The sequence below is a fragment of the Bacillus pacificus genome, assembly GCF_020861345.1.
Lineage (GTDB): Bacteria > Bacillota > Bacilli > Bacillales > Bacillaceae_G > Bacillus_A > Bacillus_A pacificus.
In genome coordinates this window covers 1,445,109-1,462,108 of record NZ_CP086328.1, presented here as the reverse complement: position 1 = coordinate 1,462,108, position 17,000 = coordinate 1,445,109, and the positions used below count along the sequence as shown (strand labels likewise).

General features: G+C 37.3%; 15 protein-coding genes. 5 read left to right on the top strand and 10 right to left on the bottom strand.

Going from position 1 to position 17,000, the window contains the following annotated elements; translation table 11 throughout:
• Nucleotides 1-41: 41 nt before the first annotated feature.
• Nucleotides 42-1,751: an Rqc2 family fibronectin-binding protein gene (locus LMD38_RS07750; RefSeq protein ID WP_062821674.1), complete on the top strand. Its 1,710-nt coding sequence runs from the start codon at nt 42-44 to the stop codon at nt 1,749-1,751.
• Nucleotides 1,752-1,800: 49 nt separating this feature from the next.
• Here LMD38_RS07750 and LMD38_RS07745 read toward each other — a convergent pair whose 3' ends face one another.
• A complete protein-coding gene (locus LMD38_RS07745) occupies nt 1,801-2,982 on the bottom strand; it encodes a lysozyme inhibitor LprI family protein (protein WP_062821675.1) in 1,182 nt (393 codons plus the stop codon).
• A 282-nt stretch (nt 2,983-3,264) separates the two neighbouring features.
• On the opposite strand from LMD38_RS07745, the gene LMD38_RS07740 reads away from it, so the two are divergent.
• A complete protein-coding gene (locus tag LMD38_RS07740) occupies nt 3,265-4,335 on the top strand; it encodes a M24 family metallopeptidase (protein WP_001026203.1) in 1,071 nt (356 codons plus the stop codon).
• An 83-nt stretch (nt 4,336-4,418) separates the two neighbouring features.
• The gene (locus LMD38_RS07735; RefSeq protein WP_061183960.1) at nt 4,419-4,943 is read left to right on the top strand and encodes a DinB family protein; all 525 of its coding nucleotides are present in this window, start codon (nt 4,419-4,421) and stop codon (nt 4,941-4,943) included.
• 31 nt (nt 4,944-4,974) lie between these two features.
• On the opposite strand, the gene LMD38_RS07730 is transcribed toward LMD38_RS07735, so the two are convergent.
• Nucleotides 4,975-5,343, bottom strand: coding sequence for a YoqO family protein (locus LMD38_RS07730; RefSeq protein ID WP_061183982.1), 369 nt, complete (start codon nt 5,341-5,343; stop codon nt 4,975-4,977).
• 165 nt (nt 5,344-5,508) lie between these two features.
• Here LMD38_RS07730 and LMD38_RS07725 point away from each other — a divergent pair, with 165 nt between their 5' ends.
• Together LMD38_RS07725 and LMD38_RS07720 are read left to right on the top strand one after the other, a co-directional pair.
• Nucleotides 5,509-6,897, top strand: a complete 1,389-nt coding sequence (locus LMD38_RS07725) for a membrane protein (RefSeq protein WP_016718315.1) — start codon at nt 5,509-5,511, stop codon at nt 6,895-6,897.
• Nucleotides 6,898-7,064: 167 nt separating this feature from the next.
• Nucleotides 7,065-7,319 (top strand): YbeF family protein, encoded by a 255-nt coding sequence (locus tag LMD38_RS07720; RefSeq protein WP_001003925.1) that lies wholly within the window; start codon nt 7,065-7,067, stop codon nt 7,317-7,319.
• Nucleotides 7,320-7,427: 108 nt separating this feature from the next.
• On the opposite strand, the gene pyrE is transcribed toward LMD38_RS07720, so the two are convergent.
• From pyrE to pyrB, 8 genes are read right to left on the bottom strand one after another with little or no spacing between them, the layout of a single operon-like run.
• The gene (gene pyrE / locus LMD38_RS07715) at nt 7,428-8,060 is read right to left on the bottom strand and encodes an orotate phosphoribosyltransferase (protein ID WP_000711446.1); all 633 of its coding nucleotides are present in this window, start codon (nt 8,058-8,060) and stop codon (nt 7,428-7,430) included.
• A complete protein-coding gene (gene pyrF, locus LMD38_RS07710) occupies nt 8,057-8,773 on the bottom strand; it encodes an orotidine-5'-phosphate decarboxylase (protein WP_016718316.1) in 717 nt (238 codons plus the stop codon). Before pyrF ends, pyrE begins: the two co-directional genes overlap by 4 nt.
• Nucleotides 8,758-9,687 (bottom strand): dihydroorotate oxidase B catalytic subunit, encoded by a 930-nt coding sequence (gene pyrD, locus LMD38_RS07705; protein WP_001081057.1) that lies wholly within the window; start codon nt 9,685-9,687, stop codon nt 8,758-8,760. The genes pyrF and pyrD overlap by 16 nt, the downstream gene beginning before the upstream one ends.
• The gene (gene pyrK / locus LMD38_RS07700) at nt 9,684-10,463 is read right to left on the bottom strand and encodes a dihydroorotate oxidase B electron transfer subunit (protein WP_228920243.1); all 780 of its coding nucleotides are present in this window, start codon (nt 10,461-10,463) and stop codon (nt 9,684-9,686) included. The genes pyrD and pyrK overlap by 4 nt, the downstream gene beginning before the upstream one ends.
• A complete protein-coding gene (carB, locus tag LMD38_RS07695; RefSeq protein WP_001126114.1) occupies nt 10,460-13,678 on the bottom strand; it encodes a carbamoyl-phosphate synthase large subunit in 3,219 nt (1,072 codons plus the stop codon). Before carB ends, pyrK begins: the two co-directional genes overlap by 4 nt.
• Nucleotides 13,663-14,760 (bottom strand): carbamoyl phosphate synthase small subunit, encoded by a 1,098-nt coding sequence (locus tag LMD38_RS07690; protein WP_000828682.1) that lies wholly within the window; start codon nt 14,758-14,760, stop codon nt 13,663-13,665. Before LMD38_RS07690 ends, carB begins: the two co-directional genes overlap by 16 nt.
• Nucleotides 14,757-16,043, bottom strand: coding sequence for a dihydroorotase (gene pyrC / locus LMD38_RS07685; RefSeq protein WP_062821677.1), 1,287 nt, complete (start codon nt 16,041-16,043; stop codon nt 14,757-14,759). The genes LMD38_RS07690 and pyrC overlap by 4 nt, the downstream gene beginning before the upstream one ends.
• A complete protein-coding gene (pyrB, locus tag LMD38_RS07680) occupies nt 16,027-16,941 on the bottom strand; it encodes an aspartate carbamoyltransferase (protein ID WP_000018853.1) in 915 nt (304 codons plus the stop codon). Before pyrB ends, pyrC begins: the two co-directional genes overlap by 17 nt.
• Nucleotides 16,942-17,000: the final 59 nt, after the last annotated feature.

Sequence of the window (17,000 nt, the reverse complement as noted above, 5' to 3'; positions counted from 1 at the left end):
AAAATGCTATAATTAACTTTTAGTTAGAAAGGAGTGTTTTTATGGCATTCGATGGATTATTTACAAGAGCGATTACGCATGAAATTGCAAATTCTCTTTACACAGGAAGAATTTCTAAGATATACCAACCTTCAAAATACGAGATTTTATTACATATTCGAGCAAACGGAAAAAATCAAAAACTGATTCTTTCCGCTCATCCGACATATGCACGTTTACACTTAACAAATCAAAATTATGATTCACCTGCACTTCCACCAATGTTCTGTATGCTTCTTCGTAAGCATTTAGAAGGTGGATTTATTGAAAAAATTGAACAAATTGATTTAGAGCGTATTATTCAAATTACCGTTCGTAGCAGAAATGAAATTGGTGATGAATCGCTAAAAACATTAGTAATTGAAATTATGGGACGACATAGTAACATCATTTTAGTAGATACAAAAACAAACAATATTTTAGATAGCTTAAAACACGTTTCCTTAGCAGTAAACCGACATCGAACTGTATACGCTGGAGCTGAATATATTGCACCACCGGCACAACATAAAATTAACCCACTTCAGATCGAAACAAAGGATGAATTTATTAGACCGCTAGACTTTCTATCTGGAAACATGGATAAACAGCTAGTCGGAACCTTTACCGGAATATCACCATTATTCGCAAAAGAAGTAGTGAAAAAAGCAGATATGGTAAATGAAAAAGCATTAGCTGACGCATTTTTCTCCATACAAAAACCATTATTAACTCATACATATTCACCAACAATGACTACTTCAAATGGGAAAGAATTCTTTTATCTTTTCCCTCTTGCGCACTTAGCTGGAGAAGACAAGACATTCTCATCTGTTAGTGAATTGCTAGACCGTTTCTTTTTTGGAAAAGCAGAGCGTGACCGTGTAAAACAACAAGCTCATGATTTAGAGCGCTTTATGCAAAACGAAAAAAATAAAAATGAGAAAAAACTCATTAAACTAGAAAAAACATTACAAGATGCTGGAAAAGCAGATAAATATCAACTATTTGGCGAACTACTTACAGCCAATATGTACGCTTTGAAAAAAGGCGATAAAGATATTGAAGTCGTTAACTATTATGATGAAAATGGCGGAACTGTAAAGATCGCATTAGATCCTTTAAAAACGCCATCTGAAAATGCACAACGCTATTTCCAAAAGTACCAAAAAGCGAAAAATTCAGTTGTTGTTGTAGAAGAACAAATCGAAAAAACAAAGGAAGAAATTCTTTATTTTGATAGCTTACTTCAACAAATGGAAGCTGCTTCTTCAAAAGATATTGAAGAAATTCGTGAGGAATTAGCTGAAGAAGGTTATATGCGCAATCGTAAAACGAAAAACGGAAAGAAAAAGCCTACTAAACCAGTATTAGATAAATATGTAGCAAGTGATGGCACAGAGATTTTCGTCGGTAAAAACAATAAGCAAAATGATTATTTAACAACGAAATTTGCCCGTCGTGATGAAATTTGGTTACATACGAAAGACATACCTGGTTCTCACGTTGTCATTCGTTCTTTAGAACCTGCTGAAGAAACTTTACTAGAAGCTGCCAAAATTGCTGCTTATTACAGTAAAGCAAAAGAGTCTAGTTCTGTACCTGTTGATTTCACCAAAATACGCCATGTGAAAAAACCGAGTGGTGCAAAACTTGGTTTTGTTACGTACGACAATCAGCAAACCGTATATGTTACACCGGATGCTGATACTGTAATGAAATTAAAAGCTTAAATATAAAAATGCGTTGCTCATAAGCAACGCATTTTTATATTCGTTCCAACTAGTTCATATACCCATTCACTAATTCATAACATCTTTCTTTTGTCATCTTGTATTTCTCCTCTGAAGCATCTATACGTCTCATCGTCCCGTTATTTGTATCAGTACCAATTGCTTTAACCTTACTTTCCTTTTCTTTAACCCACGCAATTTGTTTCGTTTTTAATGACTGAAATGCATCAGGGGACATCGTATTTTTTAATGTACTGTAAATTTCATTTAGTTTATTATCCCACAGTTCATAATTTCCTTCTATTTCATTTACTATGTCATTTGTTGACATGACATTTGTATGTTTTTCTTGGTTTTCTAGAGCCGCTAACTCATTTAAAACCTTACTTTTACCTACTGCTGACGAAGTTTCTTTTTTAGCCTGCTTCTCTTCTTTAGAAGTAGCATGCGTACTCATGTTATTTTCCTTAATGTTTTCGTGTTCTTGACTACTATTTTCTTTCGCTTCTTTTTCCTGCTTTTGCTCATCTAAATTATATGTAATAACCGATGTTTTTGCATCCACAGCTATTGATCTAGTATTTTCTTTAAAAATATATTTTTTGTCACCACTGTTTTCTTCTTTAACAAAATCGACATTCTTAAAGCCTCGAATTTTCAGAAACTCACTAGCTTCTTCCTTCGTAAGTTTTAAATCTCTCGGTGTATGCGATGACCATTTATCCATTAACCATTTTCCATCTTTATAAACGAAAATAAACTCCCATATCTCTGCTTCATTTCCCATATCATTTGAAGGTATAATCGTTTCAATCGTTAAATTTTTATCTTTCTGTGTATACGTTAATCTCATTTCTGGTTCAATATTAATAGGGAATAGCAACATATCTGTCTCTCTAGATCTATTAAATGTTTCAAGCGAATTAGGAAGCTGGTTCTCTACAAATTTTTCTGTAACTAATCCCTTAACTCCTTTTTTCGCTGTCGCCAAATCTCCAGGGTTATTTCGACTCCATCCATTTTCTTTTTCCATCTCACTAAATGCATTTGCTATTGCATCTACACTCTTTCTTACAATCTTTTTCGCTTCTTTTTCTGTCACTTCCGGCGCTTCATCAAGCTGTTCAATCGTTTCATTTGCTTGAGCTTTGATTTCACTTTTTTCACACCCTGTTACAACTAGCATACTAGCAGCGAAGCAAAATGACATGACTTTACTTAATTTCTTCATATATTCACATTCCTTATTCCTATTTATTCGTTACGCACCTTTATCTACAAGAACACATAACGACCTCTTATTATACCAATTATCACCATTTATTTATACAAAAAATATAATATTAGAATTGAAAGATTACAATATGCAAGTTTACATTACTGTATAAATTTTTTACATCCTCATTTTATATTTGTCTAGTTTTTTTGACACAAAACTCCCTCTTCTCTTTTATTGTCAATAAGTATATTGGCACAATTTTTGCTTTATTAAATATAAAAAGGAGGCATTAAAATGAATATAAGAATAACTAATATCCAAAAACAACTACATAAGTATGGAATTGACGGGTTACTTATTACAAAAAAAGAAAATCGTCAATATGCAACAGGCTTTACAGGTAGTGCTGGCGTCGTCTTAATCTCTGCGGATCAAGCTGTTTTCATAACAGATTTCCGCTATGTAGATCAAGCAAAATCACAAATACAAGATGCTGAAATTGTTATGCATAAAGGAAATTTAGAAAAAGAGATTGCACATCAAGTATCGAAATTAAACATTCAAAAACTTGGAATTGAAGAAAACAACATGACATTGCAACAATATAAAAACTTGCAAAAATACGTACATACGGAAATGATTCAAGTGTGCGAAATTATCGAAAGTATTCGTATCATTAAAGACACGCCTGAAATAGAAACAATGAAAATTGCAGCTCATATTGCGGACGAAGCATTTCACCACATTCTTACGTTTCTAAAACCGGGAATAAGTGAAAATGATGTACGAGATGAGTTAGAATTTTTCATGCGAAAAAAAGGAGCTACATCTTCATCATTTCAAATTATTGTAGCTTCTGGTGTTCGTTCTTCTCTTCCTCATGGCGTTGCATCAAATAAAATAATCGAGCGGAGCGACATCGTTACATTAGATTTCGGTGCACTTTACGACGGATACTGTTCCGATATAACACGTACTGTAGCAATCGGGGAACCATCAGAAGAATTTAAAAAGATATACAATATTGTACGAGAAGCATTAAAACGCGGGACTGAAGCGATTAAACCTGGAGAAACTGCAAAACGTATCGATGATATAACGAGAAACTACATTACTGAGCATGGATACGGTCAATATTTTGGACATTCTACTGGTCATGGTCTTGGATTAGAAATTCATGAACCTCTCCGCCTATCCCAAGAAAGTAAGGCTACTTTAGAAGAGGGTATGGTCGTTACAGTTGAACCAGGTATTTACATACCTAACTGGGGCGGTTGTAGAATTGAAGATGATATTGTCATTACAAAAGACGGATATGAAGTTATTACAAAATCAAATAGAGAACTAATTGTAATCCCTTGTTAATATTTTGAAATTTTCAACAGGATTTTTTCTCTGCACATAGAATGCCTTCTCTGGAGTATTCGTTTAAAGAGGGGGAATTGTAATTGAACTTTGTAATAGATAAAATCGATGGTTTACATCCTGAATTTTCCAAACTAGTTTCCATGATGAATTACGCTCGCTATACAACAATGCAAGAGGTGGAAGATTTAACAATGGAAGAACTTGATTATTTATATAATGAGGAAGCAAATTCAATCGGCATGCTATTATATCACATGGCTGCTGTTGAATTTTATTACCAGATTCATACTTTTGAAGACCGCGAACCAACGGAGGCCGAACTAGAAAGATGGTTACCTGGCCTCGAGTTAGAAGCTCTTGGACGTGAGAAAATAAAAGGAAACTCTATAGAATTTTATATTGATACATTACAAGAAGTACGTTCCAAAACAATTGAAACATTCCAATCGTTACCTGATGAATGGCTGTTTAAAACGACAGACTTTTGGTATGACAAACAAGCAAATAACTATTTTAAGTGGTTTCACGTATTTGAAGATGAAATCAATCATCGCGGACAAATTCGTTTAATTAAAAAGATGCAAAAAGCTCATTCAATAAAATGAGAAAGTGCCACCGAATAAGGTGGCACTTTTTTTATTCATTAGCAAATAACTTTTCATTTACTTTTTTAGCGACTAGCGCTACCACTATTAAAACACACATTAAATATAGTAATTTTGCAATAAATAACCAGCCTTGAAACATTACAATCCCATCTATTATTTCATTTCCCTTCAGTAACAAAAATGGAATCGTGCTAATTATAATAACAAACTCGATGCTGAAAATAATTTTCTTTTTTCGGCTGTATGCTTTCCACTCGTCCCAGCGATACATAGGAGCAAAAACCAACACCCCTATACATAATATAACTGGCACCCATGCACTGTTAAGAAATTGTCCTGAAATAACTGATAATAGCAAACAAACGAGCACACCATAATACCCAATTTTTTTGTGCATAAGCCCTCCTTTAATTCCATTTTTAGGATTAATTGTATTGTAACATCCATTTATCATTCTTACCATTACAGTACATGAAATTTTACTTTTTCTTTTTCCTATACTCACATACTTTCACCGCTTTCATACAATAAACTACACGAATGCCTAAAGGATGTGAATGTTATGGGAGTTGAATTAACGCTATTACACGCTCTCTATGTTATTTGTTTACTCACCATTATTACCTTTTTTATTTTCCGAAAGGATACGACGATTATTTGTATCGTTTTTATCTTTTTATTAGCATTAACAGCTACAAGTTCTATCCCTCTTGCCATTAGCGGTATTTTTCAAAGTTTCATTTACGCTATTACTGAACTTTTACCAACTATATTAATCATTTCCATTATCGTATCAATGAGCAATCTACTCGTTCATACCGGCATAAATGATACGATGATTTCACCATTTACAAAGATGATTCGTACCCCTACCCTCGCCTACTGGATTATCGGCCTTTTAATGATGACAATTTCTTTCTTCTTTTGGCCTTCTCCAGCTGTCGCCTTAATGGGGGCTATTTTATTACCCGTCGCTGTACGCGTTGGCCTTCCGCCAATTGGAGTTGCCATCGCTATGAACTTATTCGGACACGGCATCGCCTTATCTGGTGACTTCGTTATTCAAGGTGCACCAAAATTAACAGCGGACGCTGCTGGTCTTCCTGTTTCTAGCGTTGTTTCTGCCAGTGTTCCTCTCGTAATTGTTATGGGCATTGTGACAACTTCCGTCGCATTTTTCTTCTTACGAAAAGAATTTCATACAGGATTATCTTCTATACAAGAATCTATTCCATCAACTGCGTCTTCTAAAACGCTCACTTCATTATCTCCTCAGACAAAAAAATGGCTCGCTATTTGTATTCCGATCATATATGCCATCGATATCCTTTGCATGATTCAATTTAAACTACAAGGAAGCGACGCAACTGCACTTATCGGTGGGACCACTGTTATTATGATTATCATCATTTCTCTCATCGCTTACAAAGGAAATGGACTAAATAAAACGACCGATTATTTTATAGAAGGGCTCCAATTTGGCTTTAAAATCTTTGGTCCAGTTATTCCAATTGCTGCACTCTTTTATTTAGGAGATAGCGGTTTTGTAAAAATTATCGGAGACTATTTACCGAAAGGTTCACACGGAATCATTAACGACTTAGGAATCGCTTTGTCTCAAACTGTTCCTTTAAATCAATATGTATCGGCAGGGACATTAACTATCGTTGGTGTCATTACCGGCTTAGATGGATCTGGCTTTTCTGGTATATCACTTGCTGGTTCCATTGCCAATCTTTTCGGAACAGCACTTGGCCATGGAACAGCTACATTAACAGCCCTCGGGCAAATTGCAGCTATATGGACCGGGGGCGGGACGTTAATTCCTTGGGCACTTATTCCTGCCGCTGCGATTTGTAAAGTCGATCCATTTGAACTTGCACGTCGAAACTTTTTACCAGTTGGGATTGGCTTAATTGTCACCACGATCGTTGCGATGTTTATTCTATAGCGTAAGCAAGTTTTCTTTTGCTTACGCTTTTTGCTTGTAAAATTCATCATGAATTATCAGTTTTCAAGAGGGATTCGTTATTACTTAGCGAAATTATATTAGGAGAGTAATTATTTCAAAACGTTTACGAGAAACAGATTACTTCCATTAGAAAAGGGGACATAGCTATGAATGAATTGATTTTCGTCTTATTAATTTGTCCATTACTTATCTTTATCATTTCTATTGTTGGAACCTGCAAGACAAAAACGTATTACGTCATGCCGATTGTAACGTTTGCTAGTTTTTTAATAATAGGTGTTATCGCCTTTACTCCGAAGTTTTTCTTTTGGGTTGGCATGTATAGCATCTTCTCATTTATTGTTTCTTATATGACGCTATTGTTTGTGAGAGGGTATGAAGTTGTGGAAAACGCTAAATAGTTGCTAGCAAGGGGATCGTCATATGATTTTCTTTAATATTGATGGAACTTTACATTGAATTTATATAAAAAAGACGACCGCGTTCCCCCGCAGTCGTCTTTTTTCGTGTTACGCTGTGATCCAAGCTTCGTTAGCTGGATCTTTACGCCACTCTTGTAATTTTTTCGTTTCAGCTTGTCCGATCATACCTTTTTCTGCTGCAACTTCAGTTAATGCACTGTAGTCGCTTAAAGAATATGATGCTACGTTAGCTGCTTCTAGTTTTTCTTTTCCTGCTTCAAGCTCGTATGTGAAGATTGATACGATTCCTAATACTTCACAGCCAGCTTCGCGAAGTGCTTCTACACATGTAATTGCACTACCGCCAGTTGAAATTAAGTCTTCTACTACTACTACTTTTTGACCTTTTTCAGCTTTTCCTTCAATTTGGTTCCCTTTACCGTGACCTTTTGCTTTACTACGTACGTAGCACATTGGTAAATCCATACGATCACTTACCCATGCAGCGTGCGCAATACCAGCAGTTGCTGTTCCTGCAATAACTTCTACAGTTGGGAAGTGCTCTTTAATTAACTCTTCTAATCCAGCTGCAATTGCTTGACGTACTTTCGGATAAGATAAAGTTAAACGGTTATCACAATAAATTGGTGATTTCATACCTGAAGACCATGTGAATGGATCATTCGGTTGTAAAAATACTGCTCCAATTTCTAATAAATGCGATGCGATTTCTTTTTTCATACTGTTACACCTTCCCACTGTTGTTTTACTGTTTTATACGCTTCAAGCGGATTTTCTGCTTTTGTAATACTACGTCCAACTACGATATAGCTTGAGCCAAGTTCCCTCGCACGTTTCGGTGTTGCTACGCGCACCTGGTCATTTATATCATCGCTCGCAAGACGAATCCCCGGTGTTACTGTTACAAATTCATTTCCGCATACTTCACGTAGTTTTGGAACTTCAAGCGTTGAGCAAACAACGCCATCAAGTCCACTTTCTTTCGTTAGTTTTGCATAATGAGCAACCGCTTCTTCTAACGTTTTCTCAATGCCGATCTCTTTTTTCATCATAGCTTCCGAAGTGCTTGTTAGTTGTGTAACTGCAATACAAATCGGTCTCTCTTTTCCTTCTTGCTTACCTTCCTCTAATCCCTCAATCGCAGCTTTCATCATACTGCTTCCCCCAGCAGCATGAACATTTACCATATCAACATCTAGACTAGCTAGGCTACGCATAGCGCTTTTTACTGTATTTGGAATATCATGAAGTTTTAAATCTAGAAAAATCTTATGTCCTTTTTCTTTTAAGTACGTAATAATTGCAGGGCCTTCTTTGTAAAATAACTCCATACCAACTTTGACAAATAACTCTTCCCCTTCAAAGTGGCGCAAGAATTGTTCTACATCTTGTTTCCCTGGAAAATCTAGTGCAACGATTAACGACTGTGACATGTTTGCTTCCAGCTCCTTCCTTGACATTCCGAAATGTGATCAAATCCTAATTCATCTAGTAATGCTGGTAACTCTTCAATAATTGTCGGACATACGAACGGATCGATAAAGTTCGCTGTACCTACTGCAACTGCGCTTGCGCCAGCGTAGAAGAATTCGATTACATCTTCCGCTGTTTCAATGCCACCCATTCCGATAATTGGAATGTTAACCGCTTGGCTTACTTCATGTACCATACGAATTGCTACTGGCTTAATCGCAGGACCTGATAATCCGCCTGTACGGTTTGCTAAAATTGGTTTAGCTGTTTTTAAATCTAGACGCATACCAAGCAATGTATTAATCATCGTTAAACCATCTGCACCTGCATTTTCAATCGCTTTTGCAATTTCCACAATGTTTGCCACGTTCGGTGACAACTTCACGTATACAGGTACTTCAGAAACCTCTTTTACTCGCTTCGTTAAATCAGCAGCAATTTCAGGATTTGTACCAAAGGCGATACCACCTGTTTTTACGTTTGGACAAGAAATATTTAATTCCAGTGCATGGACATTAGGCGCTTTAGAAATTTCCTTTGCAACCGCTACGTAATCCTCAGCTTGTGAACCTGCAACGTTTGCAATGATTGGAAGGTCAAATTGTTCTAACCATGGTAATTCAGAATTCATTACTTTTTCTAATCCTGGGTTTTGAAGTCCGATTGCATTTAACATGCCGCCCGGTGTTTCAGCAACACGAGGCGTAGGATTTCCATAGCGTGGTTGTTCTGTCGTCGCTTTAATCATGATTGATCCTAGTACACTTAAATCGTAAAACTGTGCATATTCACGACCAAACCCAAAGCATCCAGATGCTGGTATAATTGGATTTTTTAATGATAATCCCGGTAATTCAACTTGCAATCTGTTCATAGTACAACCTCCCCGATTGGAAATACTGGTCCGTCGCTACACACCTTCTTGTAAGAATGTCCACTTGGATCTTCTTGTAAGTGGCATACACATGCGAAACAAGCTCCAATACCACAGCCCATACGTTCTTCTAATGAAATATAGGCTTTTTTCTCTTTGTAACGTCCTTCTAATGCACGAAGCATCGCTAACGGACCACATGAATAAAGAATATCAAAGTCAATTCCGTAATAATCAATTACATCTGTGACAAATCCTTTTGTACCGTGTGTACCGTCTACTGTCGCAACGTACGTATCACCAAGTTCTGTAAATTTTTCTTCATAGAAAACTACATCTTTCGTTTGAAAACCTAAGATGTGAATCACACGTACACCTTTTGCAACGAGGCGCTGTGATAATTCATAAAGTGGTGGTACACCAATCCCCCCGCCTACTAGTAAAGCTGTTTGACCAGCTTCTGCTTCTTCTACAGGAAAACCGTGTCCTAATGGTCCTAATACATCTACCATTTCACCTTGTTTTCTAGTTGCTAATGTTTTTGTCCCTTGTCCTTCCGCACGATATAGCATTGTAAATTCGTTCTTCTCTTGATCTACATTACAAATACTAATTGGGCGGCGCAGAAGGGGCGCAATGCCCTCTGCTACCTTAATGTGTACAAACTGCCCTGGTTCGTTCATTTGCTGTACTAAAGTTCCTTGAAGCACTAATTCGTAAATGTTCTTTGCGATTTCTTTTTGATTAACGACGATCATATTTTGCTTTTGCATCATGCATGTACCACCTCGTGACGCTTTGTTTGCGTAATTTCTTTCATTGAATGAGCTGAGAATGTCATAGATTCTAATACTCGTAAGATTGCTCTCGTTGTATCAAGTGATGTTAAGCAAGCTACACCATTTTCTACTGATTCACGGCGAATGCGGAAACCATCACGCGCTGGTTGTTTGCCTTTTGTTAATGTATTGATTACAAACTGTGCTTTTCCTTGGCGGATAATATCTAGTAAGTTGTAGTCCTCAGAATCAATTTTGTTTACAACTTGTACTGGGATATTTTGCTCTGTTAATGATTGTGCTGTTCCAGCTGTTGCTAATAAGTTATAGCCGATTTCATGGAAACGTTTTGCAATTTCCATCGCCTCTTCTTTATCTTTATCCGCTACAGTAATGATTACTGATCCGTGCGTTGGGATGTTAATTCCAGAAGCAACTAATCCTTTATATAATGCTTTTTCAAGCGTTAAATCTTTACCCATTACTTCCCCTGTTGATTTCATTTCAGGTCCTAATGTTGTATCCACTGAGCGTAATTTCGCGAATGAGAATACCGGAGCTTTTACATATACTTCTTTCTCTTCTGGGTGATAGCCCGTTCCGTATCCTTGCTCTACTAGGTCTTGCCCTAGAATAACTTTCGTTGCAACGTTTGCCATTGGTACACCTGTAATTTTACTTAAGAATGGTACTGTACGGCTCGCACGTGGATTTACTTCAATTACGTACACTTGATTTTCGAATACGACAAACTGGATATTTAGTAATCCAACAATGTTTAATCCTTTTCCAAGTGCAATTGTATGTTCAATAATTTGTTCTTTTAATTTTTCAGATAAGCTTTGTGGTGGATATACTCCAATTGAGTCACCAGAGTGAACTCCAGCGCGTTCAATATGTTCCATAATACCTGGAATGAATACATTCTCACCGTCTGAAATTGCATCTACTTCAATTTCTTTACCGACCATGTAACGGTCGATTAATACTGGGTGATCTGCGTGAACTTTAACTGCATTTTTCATGTAGTGCAGTAGTTCTTCTTGACGATATACGATTTCCATCGCACGTCCACCTAGTACGTAAGATGGTCTTACTAATACTGGGTAACCAATTTCTTCTGCGATTGCTACCGCTTGTTCTACAGTCGTTGCTGTTTTACCAACTGGTTGTGGGATACCAAGTTTTGTTAAAGCAGCTTCGAATTTATCACGATCTTCTGCACGGTCTAAGTCTTCAAGTGATGTTCCTAAAATCTTCACACCATGTTCTTCTAATTTCGCCGCTAAGTTAATCGCCGTTTGTCCACCAAACTGAACGATAACACCTTCTGGCTTTTCTAAATCGATGATGTGCATTACATCTTCAATCGTTAATGGTTCAAAGTATAATTTGTCAGAAATACTGAAGTCTGTTGAAACAGTTTCTGGGTTATTGTTAATGATAATCGCTTCATATCCAGCTTCTTTAATTGCCCATACTGAGTGAACTGTTGCATAGTCAAACTCAACACCTTGACCAATGCGGATCGGACCAGATCCTAGAACTACTACACTCTTACGATCTGTTACAATTGATTCGTTCTCCTCAGCGTATGTGCTGTAGTAATACGGTGTTGCAGATTCAAACTCTGCCGCACAAGTATCTACCATTTTGAATACTGGCGTCATATTATTTTCTTTACGCATATCGTAAATTTCGCGCTCCGTTTTGTTCCAAGCTGCTGCGATGTAGTGATCGCTGAAGCCCATTTCTTTTGCGGTTTGTAGTACTTCCATATTTCCTACATTCGCTTTTACTTCGCGTTCCATATTTACGATATTTTCAACTTTTTGTAAGAAGAAGAAGTCCATTTCACACCATTCGTTAATCTCTTCTTTCGTTACACCTTGACGAATTGCTTCTGCTACGATAAACAGTCGCTCATCATCTGCTTTAATAATGCGTTTTTTCATTGTTTCTTTATCAAGTTCTTTTAAGTGGTCTAATTCTAAGTGATAAATGCCAAGCTCTAAAGAACGAACCGCTTTTAATAATGATTCTTCTAAGTTACGTCCGATTGACATAACCTCACCAGTTGCTTTCATCTGCGTTCCAAGTGTTCTGTTCGCTGATTCAAACTTATCAAATGGCCAGCGTGGAATTTTTGAAACAACATAGTCTAATGCTGGCTCGAAGCAAGCATAAGTTTTTTGTGTTACTGGGTTTACGATTTCATCTAATGTTAAGCCGACTGCAATTTTCGCTGCTAATTTCGCAATTGGATATCCAGTTGCTTTAGATGCTAATGCAGATGAACGACTTACACGTGGGTTTACTTCGATTACATAGTATTGGAAGCTATATGGATCTAGTGCAAGCTGAACGTTACATCCACCTTCAATTCCTAGTGCACGAATAATTCGTAATGAAGTATTACGTAACATTTGGTATTCACGGTCGCTTAGCGTTTGGCTCGGTGCTACAACGATAGAATCACCTGTATGAACACCAACTGGATCGATATTTTCCATGTTACATACTACAATCGCGTTATCATTTGAATCACGCATTACTTCATATTCAATTTCTTTACAACCAGCAATACTTTTCTCTAATAAACATTGTGTTACTGGGCTATGTTTTAAACCACTTGTTACGATTTCAATTAACTCTTCTTCGTTATGGCAAATTCCGCCGCCCGTTCCGCCTAATGTGAATGCTGGACGAACGATTACTGGATAACCAATTTCGTTTACAAAGCTATATGCTTCATCAAGGTTATGAATGATTTCACTTGGTGGTGTTGGTTCATTTAAATCTTGCATTAATGTACGGAACAAATCACGATCTTCCGCTTGCTCGATTGCTGACAATTTTGTTCCTAAAATTTCAACTCCGCACTCTTCAAGTACGCCTGATTTTGCAAGTTCAACAGCCATGTTTAAACCTGTTTGACCACCTAATGTTGGTAAGATTGCATCTGGACGTTCTTTACGAATGATTCGGCTTACGAATTCTAATGTTAAAGGCTCAATGTATACTTTATCTGCTGTTGCAGTATCGGTCATAATTGTTGCTGGGTTAGAGTTAACAAGGATTACTTTGTAACCTTCCTCTTTAAGAGATTGACAAGCTTGTGTACCAGAGTAGTCAAACTCCGCTGCTTGCCCAATTACAATTGGTCCTGATCCGATTACTAAAATTGTGTTAATGTCTAGGCGTTTTGGCATAACTCTTCCCCTTCTTTCTTGAAGTTTTCAATCATTGTTAAGAAATCTTCGAATAAATCATTTGCATCTTCTGGTCCCGCTGAAGCTTCTGGATGGTATTGTACTGTAAATGCTGGGAACTTCTTATGACGAAGACCTTCTACTGTTCCATCATTTAAAGCAACATGTGTAATTTCAAGTTCTGTATTTTCAACTGATTCTTCTTCTACTGCGTAACCATGGTTTTGAGATGTAATTGCTACTTTTCCAGTTGCAAGATTTTTTACTGGATGGTTTAACCCACGGTGGCCGAATTTTAACTTACTTGTATTCGCACCAGATGCTAGAGCGAACAATTGATGTCCTAGACAAATTCCGAATAAAGGAACTTTACCGATAATGTCTTTTAACATTTCAATTGCTTCTGGTACATCTTTTGGATCCCCAGGTCCGTTACTTAGCATAATCCCATCTGGGCTAAGGCGTAAAATTTCTTCAGCTGTTGTATTGTAAGGAACTACAATCACATCGCAATCACGTTTATTTAATTCTCTTAAAATACCATGTTTCATACCGAAGTCTACTAGTACAACGCGATGTCCGCGGCCTGGGCTTGGGTATGGATCTTTCGTTGATACGCGTTTCACATGATCTGTAAATACTGTCGCTTTTAATTGGCTCACGATGTATTCTACATCTGCATCCATATTACAAAGGCGTCCGCGTAATGTACCGTATTGACGAATTTTTCTCGTTAATTTTCTCGTATCAATCCCTGCTAATCCTGGAATGTTTCTTTCTTTTAAGTAGTCATTTAACGAAATTTCATTACGGAAGTTTGATGGGTGATCACAAATTTCGTTTACGATTAAACCATTTACAGATGGGTGAATCGATTCAAAATCGTCACGGTTGATGCCGTAGTTTCCGATTAATGGGTACGTGAATGTTACAATTTGACCGCAATATGATGGATCAGATAATGTTTCTTGATATCCAGTCATTCCTGTTGTAAATACAACCTCACCTGACTTTTCGATTTCTCCTCCGAAACCTGTTCCAATTAATACTGTTCCATCTTCTAAGATAAGTTGTCTTTTCATACTAATGCACTCTCCTTTTGCCATGCGATCTTACCACCAACGATTGTCATTACCGGCCATCCTTGGCATTTCCAACCTGCGAATGGTGTATTTTTTCCTTTTGATAAGAATGTTGTTGGGTCAATCTCTTCTTCTTGTTCTAAATCAATAATTGTAATATCAGCTGCTCTACCTTCTTTCAGGCGACCTGCTTCTAAGCCGAATGTATCAGCTGGCTTTTCTGTTAAGAATTGAATTAATTGTTCTAATGTAATAATTCCTTTTTTCACAAGGTTTGTGTATAAAAGCGGGAATGCTGTTTCAAAACCAGTAATTCCGAATGGTGCTCTTTCAATTCCTTGTGCTTTCTCTTCTGCTGTATGCGGTGCATGATCAGTTGCGATCATATCGATTGTTCCATCTAATAAACCTTCAATTAATGCTGCGTGATCTTCTTTTCCACGAAGCGGTGGGTTCATTTTAAAGTTAGGGTCAGCTGATGGGATATCATCTTCACATAACACTAGATGATGAGGTGTTACTTCTGCTGTTACTTTAATTCCAGCACGCTTTGCATCACGGATTACACGTACAGAGCCTTTCGTACTTACGTGACATACGTGATAGTGACAATCTGTCGCTTCAGCAAGCAGTATATCCCTTGCAATATGTACAGATTCACATACTGATGGGATACCGTTTAATCCGTGTTTCTCAGAAAACTTCCCTTCATGTACACAACCTTTATTAATAAGAGTATTCTCTTCACAGTGCGCAACTACTGCCATATTTAATTTCGCTGCACGTTTCATAGCAGCTAACATCATGCTAGCATCTTGTACGCCTACACCGTCATCAGTGAAAGCAAATGCTCCAAGTTCTTTTAACGTTTCGAAATCTGTCATTTCAGAACCCGCTTGACGTACTGTAATTGCTCCATATGGTAATACGTTAACATGCGCTTTTTCTTTAATACGATTTTGTAAGTCTTCCATATGTTCTCTGCAATCTGGTACTGGGCGTGTATTTGGCATTGCACAAATTGTAGTGAATCCACCTTTTGCCGCTGCTAGTGTACCTGTTTCAATTGTTTCTTTATGTTCACCACCTGGTTCACGAAGGTGTACGTGTACATCTACTAATCCAGGTGCGATTAACTTTCCGTTCACATCGATTACTTCAGCATTATCTGCCGTAATATTTTCTGCTACCTTAGCGATTTTACCGTCTTGTACGAGAAGATCCGTTGCTACGATTTTTCCTTCTTCATTCATATAACGACCATTTTTAAACAAGTAATTCATGTTTCATTCCTCCTAATACATTTGGTAAGGCGCGTTTTAGTACAGCCATTCTTACGTAAACTCCATTTTCCATTTGTTTAAATATGCGTGAACGCTCACACTCAACAAGTTCACTTGCAATTTCAACATCTCGGTTTACAGGAGCTGGATGCATAATAATGCTTCCTTCTTTCATACGCTGTTCTCTTTCCACTGTTAATCCGTGTTTCTCATGATACTCTTTCATAATGTCTGTTTCATAATGATCATGACGCTCATGTTGTACACGAAGTAACATCATTACATCCACTTCTGGAACAAGCTCATCTAATGGTTTGTATGTTCCAAATGTGTTGTCTTCATCTTTCCACTCTTCTGGACTTGCGAAGTAAATTGTTGCACCCAGTTTCGTTAATGCTTCTGCATTCGAACGTGCTACTCGGCTATGACGAACATCTCCTACTATCGCAATCTTCAATCCTTCAAATCTTCCAAACTCTTGTTTAATGGTAAGAAGGTCGAGTAAGCACTGCGTTGGGTGGTTCCCACATCCATCTCCAGCGTTTAAGATTGGAATATTCACCTGATCTTTTAGTTCATCGAAGTAGCGATCTTGCTCGTGGCGGATGACCACTGCTTTTGTTCCGATTGATTCTAGTGTTCTTATCGTATCGTATAATGTTTCTCCTTTTTGTACGCTAGATGCATCAGCTGAAAAGTTTAAAACATCAAGTCCTAATCTCTTCTCAGCAACTTCAAAGCTAAATCTTGTTCTCGTACTATTCTCAAAGAACAAGTTCGCAACAAAAGTTTGCTCTGTCGTTTTGCTTTCTTTCCCATTCGCAAAATCTTCTGCGTCTTTTAGGATTTCTGAAATTTCTACTTCCGATAATTCACTCATCGTTAACAAATGGCTCATCGTCATCCCTCATCTTTCTGATTTTTATGTTACCACTTTTGTATTTTTATAACAACCTC